The 22868-nt window shown below is 67.5% G+C and carries 7 protein-coding genes; 3 read left to right on the top strand and 4 right to left on the bottom strand.

Translation table 11 applies throughout. From position 1 onward, the window contains the following. Positions 1-234, bottom strand: a 234-nt coding sequence (locus AB0L63_RS20215; RefSeq protein WP_364502840.1) for a hypothetical protein, incomplete at its 3' end; no start/stop codon positions are given. A 6-nt stretch (positions 235-240) separates the two neighbouring features. Between AB0L63_RS20215 and AB0L63_RS20210 the strand changes: the two genes are divergently transcribed. The 3 genes from AB0L63_RS20210 to AB0L63_RS20200 are packed head-to-tail and all read left to right on the top strand — an operon-like array spanning position 241 to position 16134. Next, complete coding sequence (locus AB0L63_RS20210; RefSeq protein ID WP_364502837.1) at positions 241-8430, top strand: amino acid adenylation domain-containing protein; 8190 nt, start codon at positions 241-243, stop codon at positions 8428-8430. Further along, positions 8427-16004: an amino acid adenylation domain-containing protein gene (locus AB0L63_RS20205; protein WP_364502834.1), complete on the top strand. Its 7578-nt coding sequence runs from the start codon at positions 8427-8429 to the stop codon at positions 16002-16004. Before AB0L63_RS20210 ends, AB0L63_RS20205 begins: the two co-directional genes overlap by 4 nt. A gap of 4 nt (positions 16005-16008) precedes the next feature. Next, positions 16009-16134 carry a hypothetical protein gene (locus AB0L63_RS20200; protein ID WP_364502831.1) on the top strand — a complete coding sequence of 42 codons (126 nt, stop codon included), beginning with the start codon at positions 16009-16011 and terminating at the stop codon, positions 16132-16134. Between the two features lie 178 nt (positions 16135-16312). Here AB0L63_RS20200 and AB0L63_RS20195 read toward each other — a convergent pair whose 3' ends face one another. The 3 genes from AB0L63_RS20195 to AB0L63_RS20185 form a co-directional block, all read right to left on the bottom strand. Next, positions 16313-17536 carry a cytochrome P450 gene (locus AB0L63_RS20195; protein WP_364502828.1) on the bottom strand — a complete coding sequence of 408 codons (1224 nt, stop codon included), beginning with the start codon at positions 17534-17536 and terminating at the stop codon, positions 16313-16315. A gap of 601 nt (positions 17537-18137) precedes the next feature. Then, positions 18138-19373: a cytochrome P450 gene (locus AB0L63_RS20190; protein WP_364502825.1), complete on the bottom strand. Its 1236-nt coding sequence runs from the start codon at positions 19371-19373 to the stop codon at positions 18138-18140. Positions 19374-19635: 262 nt separating this feature from the next. After that, complete coding sequence (locus AB0L63_RS20185; protein WP_364502822.1) at positions 19636-21423, bottom strand: acyl-CoA dehydrogenase; 1788 nt, start codon at positions 21421-21423, stop codon at positions 19636-19638. Positions 21424-22868 lie beyond the last annotated feature (1445 nt).

The following is a 22868-nucleotide window of genomic DNA, read 5'->3' as shown; positions in this document are numbered from 1 at the left end:
CCCGAGGAGGTAGCCCGCGTAACGCCGCAGGGCCTCGCGAGCAGCGACTTCGACACCGCTGCGAGACGGCGGCCCGAGGAGGTAGCCCGCGTAACGCCGCAGGGCCTCGCGAGCAGCGACTTCGACATCGCTGCGAGACGGCGGCCCGAGGAGGTAGCCCGCGTAACACCGCAGGGCCTCGCGAGCAGCGACTTCAACACGGTCCCGATCGGCGCGCTGTCCTGGGACACGCATGCGTATGTGCTGGACGCCTGCCTGCGGCCGGTCCCGGCGGGCGTGCCCGGCGAGCTCTATCTCGGCGGAACCGCGCTCGCTCGCGGCTACGTCGCGCGCCCCGGCCGCACCGCCGCGCGGTTCGTCGCCGACCCGTTCGGCAGTGCGGGCCGGCGGCTGTACCGCACCGGCGATATCGTGCGCACCACTGGGCACGGGGAACTGGAATTCCTCGGCCGCCGTGATTTCCAGGTGAAATTGCGTGGCATCCGGATCGAACTCGGCGAGATCGAGGCGGTTCTGGCTGGGCAGGAGTCCGTCGCGCAGGCGGTCGCGGTCGTCCACCACGGGGCGGGGGCGGCGGGCGATCGACTGATCGCCTACCTCACGCCCGCGGCCGGGCACCGCATCGACCCAGCGGCAGTGCAGCAGCGGCTGAGCGAGGTGCTGCCGCGTCACATGGTGCCTGAATCGATCGTCGTGCTCACCGAGCTACCGGTGAACCGCTCCGGCAAGGTGGACCGAAAGGCGCTGCCGGCGCCCGTATTCGAGTTGGTGCCCTTCCGAGCGCCGGGCACCGAGACCGAACGCGAGCTCGCCGCCGTCTTCGCCGAGGTGCTGGGTCGTGACACCATCGGCGTCGACGAGTCCTTCTTCGCTCTCGGCGGCGACAGCATCATGTCGATCCTGCTGGTGTCGCGCGCGCGAGCGCGTGGCATCGCGGTGACCGCGCAGGAGGTGTACGAGCACCGCACCGTCGCCCGCCTGGCGGCCATTGCCGAGGCCGCCGGCGGGGTCGGAACACCGCGGCTCGACGAGCGGCCGGGTGGTGGCGTCGGGGAGCTGCCTCCTACGCCGGTGATTCGCTATCTGGTCGAGCGCGGCGGCAACTTCGATCGCTTCTGCCAGTCGATCACGCTCGATCTGCCCGACGGAATCGACCGCGGCGCATTGGTTTCCACCCTTTCCGCTGTTGTCGATCACCACGATATGCTGCGGTCGCGGCTCCACCGCGATGACGCGGGTGAGTGGCATCTGACGATCGCTGCGCCCGGCAGCGTCGACGTCGACTCGTTGATAGACCAGGTCGTCCATGACGCCGACCTCGATGGCGCGGAGCTGGCGGCGCTGGCCACTGCCGAGCTGAATGCCGCAGTCGACCGGATCGACCCGGCGACCGGTGCGGTCCTGCGGTTCGTCTGGCTCACCCCGGAGCCACGCACGTCACCCGGCCTACTCATCATCGCCGCGCACCACATTGCCGTCGACGGCGTCTCGTGGCGAATCCTGTTGCCCGACTTCGTCGCCGCGTGGGCGGCGGTCGCGGCGGGGAGCGCACCCGCGCTGCCCGGCGTCGGAACATCCATGCGGGCGTGGGCGCACGCGCTGGTCGACGCCGCGCGGCACGAGGCCCGGGTCGCGGAGCTGCCGGTCTGGCGCGAGATCGTCGATGGGCCGGATCCCTCGTTCGGTGACCGCTCGTTCGACCCGCACCAGGATTTCGCCGCGGATGTGGCGCACACCCCGGTCGAACTCGACGAGCGCGACACTGCGGCGCTCATCACCGAGATACCCGGCCGCTACCGCGCTCGGGTGGCGGATGCGCTGTTGACGGCGCTCGCGCTGGCGGTCATCCGATGGCGGTCGCGGCGCGGCCAAGGCGAGCGGTCGGTGCTGCTGCGGCTCGAAGGGCACGGACGCGAGCAGGATGCGGTGCCGGGCGCGGACCTGTCCCGCACCGTCGGCTGGTTCACCTCGATCGTCCCGGCGCGGCTCGATCTGACCGGGGTGGATATCGACGACGCCTTCGCCGGCGGCCCCGCCATGGGCGCCGCGCTCAAGGCTGTCAAGGAGCAGCTGCGGTCAACACCGCACAATGGTTTCGGGTACGGCCTGCTCAGATATCTGAACGAGGAGACGGCGGCGGCGCTGCCGCGCACGGAGCCGGGGGAGATCTCGTTCAACTACTTCGGACACATCACCGGCGTCGACATCCCGGCGGAGCTGTCCGGAATCGGCTGGCTGCCTGCACCCGAGTACGCCATGTTGCCGATCCGGCCCGACGCCCGGCGCGGCGCGCTCGGCGCGATCGAAGTGGATTCCATCGTCCTCGGCAATCGGCTCAGGACCAGCATCGGCTACGCGAGCACGTTGTTCACCGACGCGGCGGGCACTGAGTTGATTCAACTGTGGCGCGATGCACTGGCCGGCGTCGCGCGGCATGCACGGGATCCGCGCATGCGCGGCGGGCACACCCCGTCCGACTTCCCGCTCGTCACCCTCACCCAGGGTGATATCGAGACGTGGGAGCAGCGGTATCCCACGCTGACCGAGGTGTGGCCGGTCTCGCCGCTGCAGGCCGGAATGATGTTCCATGCCATGTTCGATCCCGGCGCGGTGGACGTCTACACGGTGCAGCTGGTGCTGAGCCTGGATGGCGCGGTCGACGCCGTCCGGCTGCGCTCGGCCGCGGCGGACGTGCTCGAGCGGCACCCGAATCTGCGCGCGGCATTCGTCGTCGACCAGGCTGGGACGCCCAACCAGCTCGTCACCACAGATGTGGCATTGCCATGGCGCGAGGCGGACCTGGCCGAGGCACCGGCCGGAGCGCTCGACCACGTGCTCGACATCGAACGCGCCACGCCGTTCGATCTCGCACGGCCGCCGCTGCTGCGGTTCCTGCTGGCCCGCGTCGGCGCAGGCCGCACTCAGCTGGTCGTCACCTATCACCACCTGCTGCTCGACGGCTGGTCCATACCGCTGCTGCTGCGCGAGATCGTCGCCGGATATGCCGGTGTCACCGGTGAACCGCCGCGGCCCTATCGCCAGTACGTGGAATGGCTTGCCCGACAGGACAAGTCGGTGTCCCGGCGGACCTGGGCGGCGGCGCTGTCCGGCGGGCCGGAGCCGACGCTGCTGGCGGGCGACGCACCCGTGCGCGCACCGGCCACCTTGCCTCTGGAGCGCGAGATCGCGCTGGACGAGACACGGACACAACGGCTTTCCCACCTCGCGACCGAGCTCGAGGTGACGGTGAACACCGTGCTGCAGGCCGCGTGGGCAATCCTGCTGGCGCGCCTGACCGATCGGGCGGACGTCGTTTTCGGCACCACTGTATCGGGTCGCCCCGCCGACCTCGCGGGCGTCGAATCCATGGTCGGGTTGTTCATCAATACCGTCCCGGTCCGAGTTCGGCTGGCTCCGGACGAAACCGCGGGATCGTTGCTACGCCGGGTGCAGCGGGAACAGTTCGAGCTTTCGGCGCACCACCATGTGGGTCTGCCCGATATCGTTTCGCACGGCGAGGTCGATGAGCGCGGCCTGTTCGACACGCTACTTGTCGTCGAGTCGTATCCGTTCGAGGTGGCGCGGCTGCGCGCGGACGCCGCCACGAGCGCCGGGATGACGATCACCGGGTTGCGGTCCCGGGAGGCAACCCACTATGCGCTGACGCTCACCGTCCGGCAGCGCGACCGATTGCACATCCTGGCAAGCTGGCGTCCGGACCTGCTCGACGAGGCGACCGTGGTCCGGCTGGGTGAGCGCCTGGTGCGGGTGCTGTTGGCGATCACCGAGAATCCGAATATCACGGTGGCCGACATCGATCCGCTCGGTGCGGCGGAATTGAATCTGGTGCTGGAGCGCTGGCAACGGCCCGCAGCGGTGCCCGACGCCACCCTCGTCGACCTCTTCCTGGCACAGGCGGCTGCTCGACCGGATGGCGTCGCCGTCCGGTACCGGTCGCGTGCGCTGACCTACCGCGAGCTCGACCATGCCTCCGCCGAGCTGTCGCGTGCCCTCACCGCCCGCGGGGTCGCGCCCGAATCGCTGGTCGCCGTGGCCGTTTCGCGTTCCGTCGAGTCGATCGTGGCGATGCTCGGCGTATTGCGGTCCGGGGCCGGCTACATACCGCTCGACCTCGACAATCCCGCGCGGCGCATGGAATTCGTGCTTGCCGAGACGAATCCGGACTGCGTCGTCACGACAGCGGCCGACCATGCCGCGCTGCCCACCGACGACCTGCCGTGCCTTGTGCTCGACGGCGCGGGCAGGCTCGTGGACACACTGGTACCGCCCGATATCGCGCCCGCATCGCCGAGCCCGGACAACATCGCCTATGTGCTCTACACCTCCGGCTCGACAGGGTGGCCCAAAGGCGTGTGCGTGACGCACCGCAATGTCGTCGCGATGCTCGCCGCCACCCGCGCGCTGGTCGACGTCGACCACAACGACGTATGGACGATGTTCCACTCCCACGCCTTCGACTTCTCGGTGTGGGAGATGTGGGGTGCGCTCGCGACCGGCGGCACGCTCGTCATCGTGGACCCCGGCCTGACGCGCTCGCCGCTGGAGTTCGGCGAACTGCTTGCGCGGGAAGGGATTACGGTGCTCAGTCAGACACCGTCGGCGTTCTACCCGCTGCTCGACCACGACGGCTCTGCCGTCGGCCCCGCGCTACGGCACGTCGTATTCGGCGGTGAGGCCCTCGACCTGCGCAGGCTGCGTGCGTGGTATGACGCCCGCCCGGCCAGTGGGACGCGGATTTCGAATCTGTACGGAATCACCGAGGCGACAGTGCATGCCACGCATCTGGCGGTGGACCGCGAACACGCCCGGTCGACGCGGGCCAGTGTCATCGGTCGGGGCCTACCGGGAATAACTGTCCGCGTGCTGGATTCGCGGCTGCGCCCGGCACCGGTCGGCGCGGCGGGTGAGCTCTACCTCGCCGGGCACCAGCTCGCCCGCGGCTATCACGCGCGCCCGGCGACGACCGCGGGCCGCTATGTGGCCGACCCGTTCGGTGTGCCCGGCACCCGCATGTATCGCACCGGCGATCTGGCCCGCTGGAATGCCGACGGACACCTCGAATACCTCGGGCGCGGCGACGACCAGGTGAAGATCCGCGGCTACCGGATCGAACCGGCCGAGATCGAGGCCGCGCTGCTCGCACACGAATCGGTGGCGCAGGCCGCCGTCGTGGCCCGTGCCGAGGGGCCGGGGTCGCCGCGACTGGTTGCGTACGCGGTTCCGACACCGGACGCGACACTCGACCCGGTGGCACTGGAAACCCACGTCGCGCAGCGGGTTCCGCCGTATATGCGGCCCGCCGCCGTCGTGGTGATCGAGACGCTGCCACTGACCGGCAACGGCAAACTGAACCGTTCGGCGCTGCCCGATCCGGTCTTCCGGCCGCGGTCGGCGCAGGCACCGCGCACCCCCGCCGAGCGGGCGATCGCCGACGTGTTCGCCGAGGTGCTCGGCGTCGACTTGGCGGGTGTGGACGACTCCTTCTTCGCGCTCGGCGGGGACAGCATCACCTCGATTCAGCTCGCCGCCCGTGCGCGGGCCAAGGGTCTGCACGTCACGCCGAGGGATGTCTTCGAGCGCCGCACGGTGGCCGCGATCGCCGCCGCGGCACGGACGGTGGATTCCGACGCCGGGGTGCCGCGCCTGGCGGAACTGCCCGGCGGCGGTGTCGGCGAGCTGCCACTGACACCCGTCGTGCGCTGGTTGACCGAACGCGGCGGCACCTTCCGCCGCGTCAACCAGACCCTCAGCGTCGAACTTCCCCTCGGTGTCGACCGCGACACCGTGACAGCCGCGGTCATGGCGGTCGTCGACCGGCACGATATGCTGCGCAGTCGGTTGTTCCGCGATGGTGCCGGCGAGTGGCGACTGGAGACCTTGCCGCCGGGTGCGGTCGATCCGGTGAAACTGTTGCGCCGGTGCGAAATCGATGATGCCGACACCGTGCAGGCGTTCGCCGCGGCGCAGGTCGACGCCGCATTGGACCGCCTCGACCCGGCGACCGGAGTTGTCGTGCAGTTCGTCTGGCTCGATCCGCGGCGGCCGGGCATGCCCGGCCGACTGGTCATCTGCGCACACCACATCGCCGTAGACGGTGTGTCATGGCGAATCCTGCTTCCCGATCTGCTCGCTGCCATCCAGGCCGCCGTGAAAGGCGTACCGCCGCAACTGGATTCGCCCGGCACCTCCATGCGCCGGTGGTCGCATGCCCTGGTCGACGCGGCGTGTGATCCGAGCCGGATCGCCGAACTCGTTCGGTGGCAGCACATCTGCGCGACACCGGATCCGCTGCTCGGGTCCCGGCCGCTCGACCCCGGCATCGACGTCGCCTCGCGCATCGCGACGGTGGACGTCACCGTAGACGAGACGGTCACCGCGGCGCTCGTGCGGACCGTCCCCGGCCTATTCCACGCCGGCGTCGACGAGATCCTGATATCCGCGCTGGCCGTCGCGCTGGTGATATGGCGGGCGCGGCGGGGCGAGAACGTACCGGTGTCCCTGCTGCGGCTGGAGGGCCACGGCCGCGAGGAGCAGATCGCGGCCGGCGCCGACCTGTCCCGGACGGTGGGGTGGTGTACCTCGCTCTACCCGGTTCGGCTGGACCTCACCGATATCGACACGGCGGCGGCCGCACTGGCCGGTACCGAGGCGGCCGGTGCGGTGATCAAGGCGGTCAAGGAACAGTTGCGCGCCATCCCCGATCACGGGATCGGCTACGGACTGCTGCGCTACCTGAACCCCGACACCGCGGAACTGCTGCCGGGAGCGATGCCAGGACAGCTTGTCTTCAACTACCTCGGACGCGTCGACGACCGCGGTGCCGGAGTGCTCACGACGCCGGCCGATCCGGACCCCGGCCTGCCCGTGGCCGCCGCGATCGATATCACCGCGATCGTGACCGGCTCCGGGCTCCGCGCCGGATTCGCCTATCCGGAAACACTTCTCGACGCGGCCGAGGTGTCGGAACTGGCCGACCTGTGGGTGCGCGCGCTCGGCGCGATCACCGCCCACGCTCGAACCGCGCACGCGGGCGGGCACACACCCTCGGACTTCCCGCTGGTCCGGGTGAGTGGCGCCGACATCGCCCGGTGGGAGCGCGTCTACGGACGGCTCACCGATGTGTGGCCGCTCGCGCCGCTGCAACCGGGGCTGTATCTGCACGCCATGCTCGCCGAGCCGCTGCCGTCCGGTCGCACCGCCGTCGACGTTTACAACGTGCAGGCGGTGCTGCGTATCGGCGGGACGGTCGACGGCGATCGGCTGCGCCGGGCCGCGCAGGAAATTCTGCGACGGTATCCGAATCTGCGCGCGGCATTCGTGGCCGATACCACCGGCGCGCCTCGGCAGGTGGTGCCGGAGACGGTCGAACTGCCTTGGCGCGAGGTGGATCTGCGTGCCGAGGGCGAACTGACCGAACTCCTCGCCCGCGACGGCGCCCACTGGTTCGACCCGGCAAGGCCGCCCCTGATGCGATTCACCCTCGCCCGCGTCGGGGACTCGGCACACGTATTGATCGCGACCTACCACCACCTTTTGCTGGACGGCTGGTCGGTGCCCCTGGTGCTGCGGGATCTCATGGCGCTCTATGCCTCCGATGATCCGCTGCCGCCGCCCGTGGGTTCGTTCCGCGCCTATCTCGCGTGGCAGCACGACCGCGATGCGACGGCGTCCGCGACGGCATGGCGGCGGGCATTGGACGGTGTGTCCGCGCCGACATTGGTCGCACCGGGCACCCGCAATCGCGAAATCACCGCCACCACCGCCGAGTACCGGTGGGCGCTCGACCCGGACGCCACCGCCGCGCTGGGCGCGACCGCGATCGAACTCGGGATCACGGTCAATACAATGCTGCAGGTCGCGTGGGCAATCCTGTTGGGGCGCAGGCTCGGCCGTGCGGACGTGGTATTCGGTGCGATCGTTTCGGGCCGTCCGGCCGCGCTGCCTGGTGTCGAATCGATTGTCGGACTGTGTATCAACACCGTGCCGGTGCGGGTGCGCTTCGCGCCGGACCTGCCCGCGGCGGCGCTCATGCGGGCCGTGCAGGCCGAGCAGGCGGAACTGATCGAGCACCACCACCTCGGCCTGACCGAGATCCATGCCGCCGCCGGGCTGCAGGACACGCTGTTCGACACGGCGCTGGCCTATGAGTCCTATCCGGTCGATACCGAGCGGCTCGCCGCGGTGGCCGCCGCGGTCGGCGGCGTCACCGATACCCGCGTCGAACTCCACGACGCCACGCACTATCCGCTGACGCTCATCATCGATCCGGGCACCGCACTGACCATCCGATTCGGTTACCTGCGTGACCTTTTCGACGAAGCGCGGGTAGCCGCGCTCGCGGCGGAACTGGGGAACCTGATCGCCGCGTTCGTGCGAAACCCGCATGTCGCCATCGAGGAATTGCCATGACATCGAGCTGGCCGCTGACGAGCGCGCAGCAACATATCTGGGTCGCCCAGCAACTCGACGACACCGGGCGGCAGTTCGTGATCGGTGGGTACGCGCATATCCACGGCGCGGTCGACGAGGTGGCGTTCGAGCGGGCGCTGCGCATCGTCGTCGGCGGCGCCGAGACGATGCGGGTGCGGTTCGACACCGATGCCGAGGGCGAGGTCGCGCAGATCCTCGAAGCGGAGATCGACTGGCCCCTGCACCGCAACAGTTTTCGCGATGCGGCCGACCCGCGCGGCGAGGCGATGCGTTTCATGTACGCGGCACTCGACCGGCCCTTCGACCTGCGCCGCGCCCCGCTGTTCGAACACCATCTGATCGATCTGGGCACCGAGGGCACCGCGTGGTTCGTCAGATCGCATCACGCGGTTCTCGACGGCGCCGCCTCGGCCGCCATGGTCAGACGGGTCGCCGAGACCTACACCGCGCTTGTCGCCGGTCGACCGGTGGTGGAAGCGGTATTCGATCGGGTGCAAGCCCTGGTAGCGGAGGACGTTCGCTATCGCGCCTCCGCCCGGTTCGCCGACGACCGGCGGTTCTGGGCGCAACGGCTCATGATCCCCGGACCGGCCGATGCGCCGCTGTTCGCCGGAATCCCGGCGACCGCCGACGGTCCCCGATACATCAGGCATGTCGGAGCGCTCGAGGCACCGGCGTGGCATACCCTCCGAACCCGTGCGGACGCGTCCGGAACCGCGTGGCCGGCCTGGGTATTCGCCGCGATTGCGACACTGCTGCACGCGGATTCGGGCGCGCGCATGGTCACGCTCGGCCTCGCCGTGCCCGCGAAACGCTCCCGCACCGCACTCGGTGTCACCGCGAATGTCGTCCCGCTACGCATACCGGTCGACCCGTCCACATCCGTCGGCGAACTCGTTCGCGCGGTGCGCGCCGAATCCCTGATCATCCTGCGCCACCAGCGGTACCAGCGAGCCGACATGCTCGCCGACCTCCGGGCGGGCGGTGTCGGGGGCGGTGTCGTCGGTCCCACGATCAACGTGTTGCCCATGCAGAAGGACCTGCGCTTCGGCCCGGAAACCGCGACTCTGCGCCATCTGTCGGCCGGCCGCTCCGACGACCTGACGATCGGCGTATACGACAATGGCGAGCCGGTCCTGCCGCTCGTCCTGGAATCCAGTACGGTCCGGTATTCCGAGCGCGACCTGGCCGCGCACCATCGCCGGCTCACCGAGACGATCGCGGCCATAGCCGCGGCTCCGCAGGATCTCCCGGTGGGGCGCCTACGAACTCGGGCGCACCGGATACTGCCGGGCCTGGCGCTTCGAACGTTTCCAGATCCGCCCGCCCCCGCCGCGGCACCGCCGGAGACGCTCGTCGCCTGGTTCGAGCGGACCGTCACCGCACGCGCCGCCGCCACCGCCGTCGTCTGCGGTGCCGAGTCGCTCACCTATGCGGAACTGGACGAGCGCGGCCGGCGGTTGGCCGAGCTCATTGCCGGATACGGTGTTGGCGCAGGGGAATTCGTGGCACTGGCGCTGCCTCGATCCTTGGACCTCGTTGTCGTCATGGTCGCCGTGCTGCGGGCCGGCGCCGCCTACGTTCCGCTGGACCCCGGCTATCCGGAGCATCGGTTGCGGGCGATCGTCGCCGATACCGCCCCCGCGCTGATCGTCACCGGAGGGGGAGTCGCCCTGCCCGATTCGGTCTCGACGGTGCCCATCCTGCGGATCGGGGACCGGGCCCGGGTCACACCGGCCGAGCCCGCGACCCGGCCGTCCGCGCTGCACCCCGCCTATGTCATCCACACCTCCGGCACGACCGATCGACCCAAGGGGGTGGTGGTCACGCACGCGAACGTCGTGCGACTGCTCACCTCGGCACAGCCGTGGTTCGGGTTCGGCGCCGACGACGTGTGGACGCTGTTCCACTCCACCGCATTCGACTTCTCGGTGTGGGAGATCTGGGGTGCCCTGTGCCATGGCGGCAAGCTCGTCGTCGTCGACGCCGAGGTGGCGCGCGCACCGGGTGACTTCCTGGATCTGCTGGTGGCGCAACGGGTTACGGTGCTGAACCAGACGCCGTCCGCATTCGGGATGCTGGTCGACGCCACGGCGGACCGGCCCGCGGCGAGCGACGGGCTGTCACTGCGCCACGTGATCTTCGGCGGCGAACCGGTGGAGCCGTGGCGGCTGGCCGCCTGGTGGTCGCGATGCGATCCGGAGCGGCCGCGTCTGGTCAATATGTACGGCATCACCGAGACGACGGTGTTTACCACCGGAACGCCGTTGACGCGTGACTCGGCGGCGGGCGAGATCGGCACACCGTTACCGGACCAGTCCGTGTACGTGCTCGATGCCGCGCTGTGTCCGTGCCCGCCGGGAATCCCGGGCGAGCTCTACGTCGCCGGACCCGGCGTCGCCGCGGGGTACCTGCGTCAGCCGGGTCGCACGGCGGCACGTTTCACCGCCGACCCGTTCGGCGCACCCGGCACCGTCATGTATCGCAGCGGGGATATGGCGCGCTGGACCCGCATCGGCACGCTCGAATACCTCGGTCGGGCGGACCGGCAGGTGAAGGTGCGTGGCTTCCGGATCGAGCCCGGTGAGATCGAGGCCGCCCTGTGCGGGCAACCGGCGGTGCGTGCAGCGGCGGTCCTGACTGTCGAGTACCGACCCGGTGACCGTCGACTGGTCGCCTTCGTCACGGGAGACCGGGTCGACGTCGACACCGCTCGCACCGGAATCGCCGAACTGCTTCCCGCGCACGCGATGCCATCCGCGATCATTGCCATCGACACCGTCCCGATGACACCCAACGGCAAGATCGACGAACAGCGGCTGCGTGCCATCGCCACGGACGGCGCCGCCCGCGCCGCCGGCGCACCACCGCGCACCGATATCGAGACGCGGCTGCACGCGCTGTTCGTCGACGTGCTCGGACATGATGGCATCGGCATCGACGACGGCTTCTTCGCCGCCGGCGGCGACAGCATCCTCGCCGTGCGGCTGGCGGATCGGGCGCGGGCGGCCGGGCTCGCCATCGCGCCCCGGGAGGTGTTCGAACAGCAGACCGTGCGCGCGCTCGCGCGCACGGCAGGCACCGCCCGGCCGGTCACCGGGCCTGCCGTCGTGATCACCCCAGCCATAACGAGCGATGGCCGCCGGTTCCTGCCCGCGACACCATTGCAGTCCGGCCTGCTGTTCCATTCCCTCTACGACGGCGCCGACGGCGACGACCCGTATCTCGTCCAGTTCGCACTCGAGCTGGACGGCGCGGTCGACGTGGATCGGCTACGCGCCGCCCTGCGATCCGTGCTCGCGCGGCATCCGCATCTGATGGGATCCTTCGTCGTCGACCACGGCGAGCAGCCGCGGTACGAGATTCAAGACGATATCGAATTGCCTTGGCGGGTAGTCGATCTCGTGGCCGAGACGGCCGACGAGCGGGAGCGCGCCATGCATCGGTCGCGCGCCGAGGACGCCCGGCTCGACCCGCTCCAGGCGCCGCTGCTCACGGTCACCTTGATCCGCACCGAGGTGCGACGCTGCACTCTGGTGCTCACCCACCACCATGCGCTGCTCGACGGCTGGTCGGTGGGAATCCTGCTGCGCCAGTTGCTGATCGGCTACCGGGGCATAGAGCTGCCGCCCGCGACACCGTGGCACCGGTTTCTGGAATGGTCTGCGGCGCAGGATCGCGACAGTGCTCGCCGGGCCTGGGCGCAAGCGCTCACCGACGCCGAACCGACCAAGGTGGCGCGGGCGGCTCGGCAGCCGTGGCGGCGGCCCGAAGACCACACATTCCGTATGCCGGACGCCTTGGTCGCGGCGTTGCGCGAACGGGCCGCCGAACGTGGGTTGACGCTCAACTCACTGATGCAGGCCATGTGGGCGATGGTGCTGTCGAACCTGACCGGCAGCGATGACGTCGTCTTCGGTATCACCGTATCCGGCCGTGCGGGCGCTGAGATGGAAGACGTTGTCGGGCTGCTCATGAACACCGTGCCGCTGCGGGTGCGATTGGTGCCGGGGGAGTCACCGCTCGACCTGGCCGCTCGGATCCAGGCCGGGCGCGCGGAATTGATGGAGCACGACCATCTCGGACTGCCCGACATCATGTCCGCGGCGGGGGAGGTCGACCTTTTCGACACCTCGCTCGTCTTCGAGAACTTCCCTGTCGACACCGGCCTGCTCGATGACCCGGACGCGGACTTCTCGGTCGCGTCCGTCGAAGTCCTTGGTGGCACGCATTTTCCGCTCACGGTGGTCATCGTTCCCGACCGCGGCGAGTTGACCTTCCGGATCGGTGTGCAGCTCGCCCGCATCGACTGCCTCGCTGATGCGGGCGACTTGTGGTCGCGGATGCTGGCCGCCTGCGCGGCGCTCGCCGCACGACAGCAACCGCTGGTCGGGCGAGTCGCCCTGTTCGAGCCCGCGCGCCGGATCGAGCTCCTTGCCGCCGGGCACGGCATGCGCACCGATATCGAAAACGGCAGCATTGCCGACTGTTTCGAGTCCGTCGTGCGACGCTGCCCGCAGCATGCCGCGATCTGGTCCGACGGCGTGGAGATCACCTACGCGGACTTGAACGCCCGTGCCAATCGTGTCGCGCGCTGGCTGCGGGACCGCGGCGCCGGACCAGGAGTTCCGATCGGCATCGCGCTGCCGCGCTCGGTCGATCTCGTGGTCGCCTTTCTCGCCCTCTACAAACTGGGAGCGGTGTGCGTGCCGCTCAGCGACCGCTATCCGCCCGCGCACGTGCGGCGGCTGTTGCGCTTCACCCGAACCGAATTGGTGCTGGACGATCTCGACGGCGCGGCCTGGGCCACCGACGATGACAGTGACCTCGGCATCGTCATCGCCCCGGACGCGGTCGCGACGCTCATGTTCACATCCGGGTCGACCGGAGCGCCGAAGGGCGTCGAGGTAACCCATCGCAATATCGTGGCTCGGGCCCGCGATCGCGTCGGCCACGGCGACGGGCACGACCGGGTGCTGATGCATCTGCCGCACACCTGGGACATGGTGGTCTACGAGCTGTGGCTGCCGCTGCTGGCCGGTCGCACCGTGGTGCTCGCGCGGCCCGGCGTGCTGGATGTCCATGACTACGCGCACGTGCTGCGCGCAGGACGGGTCACATCGATGTTGTTGTCGACGGGCCTGTTCCACCTGCTGGCGGAGCAGGCTCCGGATGAACTCGGCCGCCTGTCGAGACTCGCGGTAGCCGGGGATGTGCTGTCGCCGCGGGCCGCGGTGGCCGTGCGCCGAGGCGCGCATGCGCCGGCGGTGCGGAACCTGTACGGGCCCGTCGAGGCGACGAGCTTCGCGGTGACCTTCTCGATCCCCGACGACGCATCGTCCGAACTGCCGGTCCCGATCGGAGGTCCGGCCGACAACACATGGGTCACGGTGCTCGATTCGGCGCTGCGGCCGGTGCCCACCGGTGTGGCCGGGGAGATCTACCTGTCCGGTGCGGGACTCGCCAACGGCTACCACCGGGCCCCGGCCCGCACCGCGGAGCGGTTCATGGCCGACCCGTACGGCCCGCCCGGTGCCCGCATGTACCGCACGGGTGACCTCGGCCGATGGGATGCGGCAGGTCTGTTGCATTTCCTCGGCCGCGCCGATCGGCAGTTGAAGATCAATGGATTCCGGGTCGAACCCGGGGAGGTGGAAGCGGCGATTCGACGCGAGCCCGGCATTGCCGCGGCGATAGTCACGGTGCGGCGGGCCGCTGACGGGCAGTCACTGGTCGCGCACGTCGTCGGGCGCGCCGGGGTCGACACCGCGGCGCTGCGGACCCGGCTGGCCGCGAGCCTGCCGTCCTACCTGGTGCCGTCGGTGATCGTGCCGGTCGAGGAACTGCCGTTGACCGCCACGGGCAAGGTCGATACCGCCGCGCTCCCGATGCCGTCCGGCATTGCTCGCGTACCCGTCCGAACCCCGCGTCAGCAGGTCATCGCGGCGGCCTTCGCGGAGGCGCTCGGCGGCCGGGAGACCGGGGTCACCGACGATTTCTTCGCGCACGGTGGCAACTCCTTGTCCGCGATTCGCGTTGTCGCAGCACTGCGGTCGTCACTCGGTGTCGAGGTATCGCTGCGCGATCTGTTCGAGTCGCCGACGATCGCCGCACTGGAGCAGGCGCTCGATCGGCGCGGGCACGGCACGGTGACTTCCCGGCCGGGCTTCGCGGCTGTCGCCCGCACCGACCCGATCCCGCTCTCGCCCGCGCAGCTGCGCCTGTGGACGGTGAACTATCTCGGCGGGCAGCAACCCGACTACCTGATCGCGACCGCGCTCGATATCCATGGACCGCTCGACGCGGCGGCGGTCGCGGCGGCGGTCGGCGATCTGGTCGCCCGGCACGAAATCCTGCGCACGGTGCTGCCGTATGCGGTCGATGGCCCGGTGCAGCAAATCCTGCCGATCGGATCGGCGCAGCCGGATTTCCGCATCGTCGACGTCGACGATATCGACAGTGTCGACCGGGCAATGGAATCCGAGCTGCGGCGCGGGTTCGACCTGACGGCGCGGCCGCCGCTGCGCATCCGCCTGTACCGGTTGGGCCGGGAGCATCACGTGTTGTTCGGGGTGGTGCACCACAGTGCCGGCGACGGCGAATCCATGGGCATTCTCCAGCGTGATCTTTTGACCGCCTATCAGGCGCGGGCCGCTGGTTGCGTGCCGCAATGGCCTAGTCCGGCAACGCAGTTCGCGGATTACGCCATGTGGCTGCGGCACCTGCTCGGCTCGGATACTCCCGTACTCGAGCAGCAGTCGCGATACTGGCGCACCATGCTCGACGGCGTGCCGGAACAGCCCGTGCTCCCCGTCGACCGTCCCCGCGCCGCGCGGCTGGCGAATACGGCGGCGGCGGTGCCCGTTCTCGTCGCTGCCGACAGCCATCGCAGGCTCGCCCAGCCCGCCCTCGACTACCGGGCGAGCATCTACATGCTGGTACACACCGCGCTCGCCATAGCGCTGAACGGTCACGGCGCGGGCACCGACCTGCCCATCGGGGTGGCGCTGAGCGGACGCGATTCGGACGGGCTACAGGATGTCGTCGGGTGCGTGGTCGATACGGCGGTGGTCCGCCTCGACCTGTCGTGCACGCCCACCCATCGCGAACTCGTCCATCAGGTCCGCGAGCGGGTCCTCGGCGCGTACGAGAACAAGGAGTTTCCCTTCGATCGCCTGGTCGAGCTGGTGAACCCGCGACGCTCCCGTACCCATCATCCACTGTTCCAGGTGATGGTGACCTATCTGCGCGGATTCGACACCGGCACGGCCCCACACGGATTGGCGATCCGGCAACGGCCGGTGGCGGTGCGCCGAACCCCATTCGAGCTATTGCTGAACCTGCGGGAGGAATACCATCCCGACGGATCATGCGCCGGAATCCGCGGCGAGATGATTTACGCCGCCGAACTTTTCGATCAATCGACGGTCGAGTCCATTGTCACCGCCATGACCGCGTCGCTGGCGGCGATGTGCACCGAACCCGACGCACCCGCGAGCTCCGTTGCGGTCGAGTGTGCCGGTGCGCATGTCGAATTCGGTGGTGATGCCTAAGCGTATGACGCCCGCGGCCACGGCCGCTCGACGTGGCCAGATCGACACGTCGACACAGACTTTTCAGACACTCGCCGACGACCTGGCCGACGTCATCGACATCACACCCGGCGTCATCGTGACGATGTAGCTGCCGGCTCGATGGCGGCCCGCTCACGCGGCGGGCCGCCACCTTGTCACCGTCGTGCCGTAATAATCGACTCGGCCGAACCTGCCTGACGCTGCATCGTGTCGGAGACCGGCCAGGTTCACAAACGCCCCGCTAACCGTCCGTCGGGTGGGCGGTCACCGGCTCTAGGGTCAGCACCTTATTTCAGGAGTACCGGCAGGCGGTCGTGCCCATTGGCGATGAAGCCGGGTACAGTGCCGAGTTCGTCGGGCGAGACGGCGAGTTTCATGTGCGGGAACCGCTGGAAGAGGGAGGGAAGGGCCACCTGTGCCTCCAGCCGTGCCAGCGGTGCGCCCGGGCAGCGGTGGGCGCCGTACCCGAACGCCATGTGGTCTTTGTGCGCCCGTGTGGGGTCGAACTTGTCCGCGCTGTCGCCGTAGATCTTGGGGTCCCGGTTCGCGCCGGCGGGGCAGGAGAGTATCGGATCGCCTTCGGTGATCGCCACGTCACCGAGGACGAAATCCGTGACCGCGTAGCGCAGCGGGGCGTGCGCGATCGATGGCTCGAACCGCAGTGCTTCCTCGATCACATCCACCCAGGGCAGACTGCCGTCGAGCGCGGCGGCCCGGTGTTCCGGGTTGGTGAGCAACAGGTATATCGACTGGTCGATCAGATCCACCGTCGTCTCGTGCCCGGCATTGATTGTCAGATATAGCGTCCCGACGAGTTCCTCAACGCTGAAATCCTTTGCGGGATCGTCCGCGTGGGCGATGAGCGTGCTGGTCATGTCATCAGCGGGATTCTCGCGACGATACGCAACGAGATGCTGCAGGAGCCCGATCATCTCCTCGTAGTTGGCTACGGCTTGCTCTTCGCTCGAGGCGATGTCGAAGATGCCGTCCACGCATTTCCGCAGTGGCCCGACCAGGTGCTCGGGAACTCCCATCAACTCGTTGATCACACGTAGTGGCAGCGGATAGGCGAAATGCTCGCGGATGTCCACGGGGTTGCCCTCCGGCGCGGCATCCAGACCCGTCACCAGGTCATCGGCAATCGCCTGAATGCGGGGCTCCAGCGCCGCGGTGCGCCTGTTGGTGAACGCTGGCGCCACGAAGTTGCGGAGCCGCCGGTGTTCGGATCCGTAGGCGGTGAACATCGAGCGCGTATTCACCCAGTTGAGGAGAGGAAAGTCCTTGCCGATCTCCCCATTCCGGAACGCGGGCCAGTGCTTGTGCGGGTCCTTGGAAACCTCTGAGCCGGAAAGAATCTCCTTGAGCATGGCCGCGTCGGTCACCGACCATGCTGGCACTCCGCCCGGGAGCACGACCTTGGTGACCGGTCCTCGCTTCCGGATGCGGGCGATCTCACCCTGAATGTCCCGACCTTCGGGATCGAGGACGATGGGGTCGGTGTAGTTTTCCATGCAAACTCCAATCTGACCGTAAACCAGCGGGCGGGGCCTTGTGTGTTGCCACCGCGTCCTCTGGGCGCTCACAACAAACGTAGCCGTCGATACCCGTTGGGGCTCTGTCATTTCCGGCAAAGTTGCGATGTTTTCGGCCAGCGGTGGGTCGGCCCGAATTGGTGAGGTTGCCTGTTCAACTGTCGACGTGGTTGTCGACGGAATCTGTCATCCGCTACGGCAAGGTAGCCGAGGGCCAGTTGCTCGGCACGGCCAGACCTCACCGTCGAGCAGGCGGGCCCTATCAAGGCGCGAATGCAGCTCCGTGACAACCAGCACCGAGGCTGCGGGCATGCTCGGTCGCGGCGGCCGGCATCGCCATGTTGGCGTCCACCATGTTCACCCGCACCTCGCAGCAGCGTACTCGGTCAGGAATCAGCCCCTGCCACACGGAATCTCGGCGACATATCGACACTGGGCCAGCAGCTCGGCCGGCCACTGCGGACGGGGCACCTCCGCGGTTTTGGAGCGCGAATTCGGCCCGGCCGGTGTATTCGTCCACCATCAGATCAGTGCTGTCGGTGGGATGTACTGGTCGCCGCGTCTCAAAAGGCTTACGCCTTCAGAGTTGCAATGGAGAAGAAGGCGGGAACACAACCGGCAACGCTTTCAATGCTCGGTGAAATGGGCCCGGCCGCCAGTCCAACTTCTCTGGTGGCAGCGCCAGCCGCATCTCTGGGAGGGCGTCCAGGAGTTGATCGATGGCTTCCTGTGCGAGCAGAAGTCCGTACGGCCGTGCGTGGGCAGGGCAGTTGTGCGGTCCGGTGCTGAACGCCAGATTCCATCCGTTGTCCAGGAATTCGCCTGTGTTCATCTCTGGATCTGTATTACACGCGGCCATGCTGATGATGACCGGCTGATTCGCCGGCAACCAGACGTCGTCGATCAGAATTGGCTGGCGAGGATAGGTAAGGCAATAGTTCGCCATTGGCGGGTCGGTTGCCAGCCGCTCATAGAGTGCGGTCTTGGTTGGCAAGTGATTGTCATGGTTGGTAAAGCGGGGATCGGTCAGCATCAACAGCAGGGTGTTGGCGATGAGGTTCAGTGGTGGTTCGATACCGGTAGCAAACAGCAGGACAAGCTGCTGCACCATCTCTTCGTCGGTCAGCTCGGCGGGATGCTGGACGAGTCTCGTGGCGACGTCGTCAGTCGGGTGCGCGCGCTTCAGCGCGGTAAGGTTGAACAACGCGTTGCCCATTTGCGCGTTCACTGCTTCGGTATCCACACCGTCGAACATCGCGGCACTGGCCGCTGCGACCTCATCACCGATGTCTGGTGGACAGCCGAGTACTTGGCAGAAGACCGAGAAGACCAGCGGGAGGATGTATTGCTGCAACACGTCGGCGTTCCCGTCCTTGCAGAACGTGTTGATGATCGGGATGGCGGTTCTCTGCACCGTGGGTTGCAAGGAGTTGAGGTCGATCCCGGCCAAGGCGTAGTTCAAAGTATCGCGGTAGCGAGCGTGATCTGCGCCGCTGGTGCGGATTGCGTTGGGTCGGGGCTCGATCATCGGCATGATCGGGATATCGGCAGGTGCGGTCTTGTGCCAGACACTCGGATCGGCTGGAAAATGGTCGGGGTCGTTGAGAATGCGTACGGCGGTGCGATAGTTGATAACGAGGGTTGCAGGCACTCCTGGCCACATCTCGACTGGTACCAGCGGACCGAAGTCTCGACGCATCTGGCGGTAGAAGCCGTGGGGATCGGCCGCAAATTCTTTACTGTAGATCTGGATTCGAGGACCTTTGAACTCGATCGACGACATTGGGTCGGCGGTAGTACCCTGCTGCGGATACACATAGTCTCCTTGAGATCGGTTGCGGCAGCATAGTACCCAGGGCGAGGGTCGAGCGATGACTGTCGGGTCGCTATATTGTTCCCTGCCAACAGGATTCCGCCGTCGAGGTTGGTTTCGGCCCCACATCGCCCTTTGCACCCGCCTACCTGGGGAATCTTCGATCCAGCGGAGGCCACTGCAGCACTGGTTGACGCGTTGCACTACGAAAGTCCGGGTAGGGCGCCTCCGTTGGGGGCGCCCTACCCGGACTGGCTTGGCAGGATCAGTTGCGGCTCAGGTCGTTGCAGCGGGAGTCCCATGCGGCGGGCAGATCCTCGGACAGCACTGGTGCGCCGAGGATCTCGTCGTCCAAGCCGAACGCGTCCAGTAGCGCGGGCACGTGGTCGGCGAGATCGTCGATGGCCTGTGGAAGGAGCCCACCGCGGAGTTGCTGCTTCACGGCCTTTATGGCAGCGATGTCGAGTAGACCGTGGGTGAGATACCACGCAGACTGTTTGTTGATCTGCTCCAGAGCGAAAACGTCACGCAGGGCGGCGATCTCGGGATGGTGTTCGGCGTGTTCGTCGAGCAGTCGCAGGGCCTGCTCTGCGCAGTAGGCATCGGCGAGCTCGAGCGCGTCTGGAATGACCTCCAGCCGAGCTTGTAGCGCTGGATCGCCAAGGAGCGGTTGAATCTCTTGCGCGATCGTCAGTGTGCGGGCGCGGAGCAAGCGCGACCGGTCGCCGGGGTCGGCGGGATCGTGGAGAGCGGGTTCGAGTGGCGGCGTGCTAACGAGCTGTTTGGCCAGCACGCGACCGGCGACGGACCCGAGGACGTAGATGTCGCCCTCGCCGGTGATAGCGGCATGATTTACTCCGAGGTAGTTGGCGACCCGGTTGGCGCTGAACATGCCTTGCGCAGCCATTTTGATGCGACAGTCGGTGACTGTCTCCAAGGCATGCTTCTGGATGAAATATTTGGCCAACATCACCGATACGACGGTGTCGCGGGCGGTGAGATCAGCGCCCGCGAGGAAGGTCTTGATCGCGTTCCCATAGATGGTCCGGGCGACAGTGCCGGCCAGATCGGTGAGCAGGGTGTCGCGCACGTGCGGGATATCGATCATGAATGTGGTGTCGACCGGCGTCAACGGCACTACCCGCTTGGCGGCGTAACGCAAAGCGATGTAGAGCGAGGCGCGGGCCGAGGCGTTGAGGCACGACGAGAGCGCCAAACGCCCGACGGTCAGTTGGCTGATCGCCGATGCGAACGCACGCTTCCGGCTTGTCTCATCGCGCCAGGTCAGCACACCCTCATCATCGATAGTGGCCAGGTCGTTGCTCAGCCAGGCACTGCGCTCGACTCGGAGATTATCGAAGCTGATGACCGAGTTGTCCATGATGACCAGCGGCTGGTGGTCGAGCTGGGTGATCGTCACACCGGGGCACGGTTCGCCGTTGGCGTCGCGTAGTCGCGCCGTGAACAGGTGCACGCCCTGATCGACGCCCGCCGCGTCGATGAACCGTGCACCGATGACGCAGACCCGAGCAACCGGGATGCCAACGCTAGGCATGAATTTCCGCGCCCGCGGGTTCGGGGTGTTGAGCACGAACCCGTTACCGTCCCATGTCGCGGTGGTCTGCATGAATCCGATGTTGGAACCGCACCCGTACTCGGTCAGCAGCATGACGCCGACGCTGGAAGCGTCATCCAGGTCGTGAAGGTACGGCGCGGCGGCGTCGGAATCGGTCAGGGTGGCCAGGCTGCCCGAGGCCAAATTGAAGTGGCCGGAGATCAGCGGGATCAGGTCCGTCGCCAGCACGGCGGACCAGTCGAACACCGCGAACAGCTCCGGTAGATCGGTCGCGACATCGCGAGTGCCGCCGATCTCCTTGACCAGATATCGCAAGTGATCATACGCGTTCTCCCGCCGCCGCTCCTGGCTCTGCTTCTCAGTAACGGCGAAGTCCGGGTTGCTCAGAACCTGCTGCAGCTGCTGGTGGAACTCCAGGTTGCCGTGCCGAAGAAGCTCGGCAAGTGCTGTGTGTTCCCTATACCCCTGCGTAACCATAACCGCCTCCTACTCATTTCCGATCCCAGCGGCTACTCGTCCACCGTTGGGCATACCGGGGCCATCGCTGCCGAACTTCGACGCACCGGAGCCAGCCGTTACCCACGCTCACGCGGATACCGTCGGGACCGGGACAACGGAGCCGGACGATGACCTGTCAAAAGCTCAATGCACCATGCAACTTCACGTGAGGTTTCGTTCCGCCACCCGGCCAACACGTTTCGGACACCGCGCCGCAAAGTTGGCGCGCGTCGATCTGGCCCTCGGGGAATCACAGGCACAGGAAACGGCCGCTACCCAAGCGAAAAGCTCAATTTGCACGTCTCCGAGTGTAGCCGTTGTCCGTGAGTTCTCAACTGGGAGAACGCATTTCGGCGTTTACCACAGGGTGTGGCCAACGATCGCCAAATTACCCGCATCTGAGTCGCGCAGAGAGTGGACCTCACCAACCCGAAATGTTGGACTCCACTGGGTGTGGTCATCGACAGCGCAGAATCTGGTGCAGGAGAAGATATTCAGCCGGGCGGGGACGCCGCAGCCAAGGACGTGGCCCGCCGACCGCGGGCAGGAATGGTCGGTGCCGTCTCGTCATCACCCACCTCTCCTGGCGCACGAGGCGTTCCGATCAAATCATTCAACTTTCAACTACATTCGGCGCTGGAGCTGTAAAGCATCAACGCACACTTGGAAAGCTTGGCACGGACGACTCGGCCTCGGGGCAGAGGTGTGATAGGCGCCGATGATCAGGGGAGCGTATGCGCCGGGTGCGCAAAGCGTCTCGACCCGAGTGCTACACCAGTCCAGTCGGGCTCGCAATTGGTAGTCCATGCGGAGCCGGTCTCGTTGTGGCGGAGCGAGTATTGGGCGGAGTTGCAGCGCGACCTCCGCGATGAGCGTGACAGGCATTCTCTGGACGAGCTCGAGACCGATCCGACCCCTAGCGCGGCTTGTCTCGCGCCGAAGGCGGTGGTGACTGTGGATCGACAACCGGTCACGCGGACACTAGAAACCGACTGGACCCGGAGGGTCCAGTCGACGAAACACTGCGAGGGATCTGCACGTCCCAGTGCGATCTCGACATGCTGTGCACTCCCTACTCGTCCGGCCAGTGATCGGCATGATCGCCGAGCTCCAACGGACGGACCACCCGCCCGGCAAAGTCAAAGACGTTCAACCGCAGTCAGTTTCAGCGCGATCAAACCGCCCTATCATACCCGCCGACACCAGGGCTCGCAGCCCGTACCGGCCAGTACTATGCCGGACTCCGGCTTGACGAGGGCCGATATCAGTCACGGGCGGTCAACACGACTGCGGTGAACAACTACAACCTGTCAACGGTGAGAATGCCTGGCCGCCACCGTATGTCGCCACGATATCTCCGGCGCAGCTGTGGCCCCGCAGGGCGATGTCGCTGCGGCGGATCAATGAAAGACGCGAACAGTGAT

Origin of the sequence: Nocardia sp. NPDC051990, assembly GCF_040680755.1 — a bacterium.
In the GTDB taxonomy this organism is placed as follows: domain Bacteria; phylum Actinomycetota; class Actinomycetes; order Mycobacteriales; family Mycobacteriaceae; genus Nocardia.
Note: the sequence above shows the minus strand (reverse complement) of the source record. Positions and strands in the feature narration are given on the sequence as shown.

Excerpts from the sequence above, each read along its gene's own strand:
- AB0L63_RS20205 (WP_364502834.1), top strand. The coding sequence starts at position 8,427 with ATGACATCGAGCTGGCCGCTGACGAGCGCGCAGCAACATATCTGGGTC.
- AB0L63_RS20195 (WP_364502828.1), bottom strand. The coding sequence starts at position 17,536 with ATGGAAAACTACACCGACCCCATCGTCCTCGATCCCGAAGGTCGGGAC.
- AB0L63_RS20185 (WP_364502822.1), bottom strand. The coding sequence starts at position 21,423 with ATGGTTACGCAGGGGTATAGGGAACACACAGCACTTGCCGAGCTTCTT.
- AB0L63_RS20200 (WP_364502831.1), top strand. The coding sequence starts at position 16,009 with ATGACGCCCGCGGCCACGGCCGCTCGACGTGGCCAGATCGACACGTCG.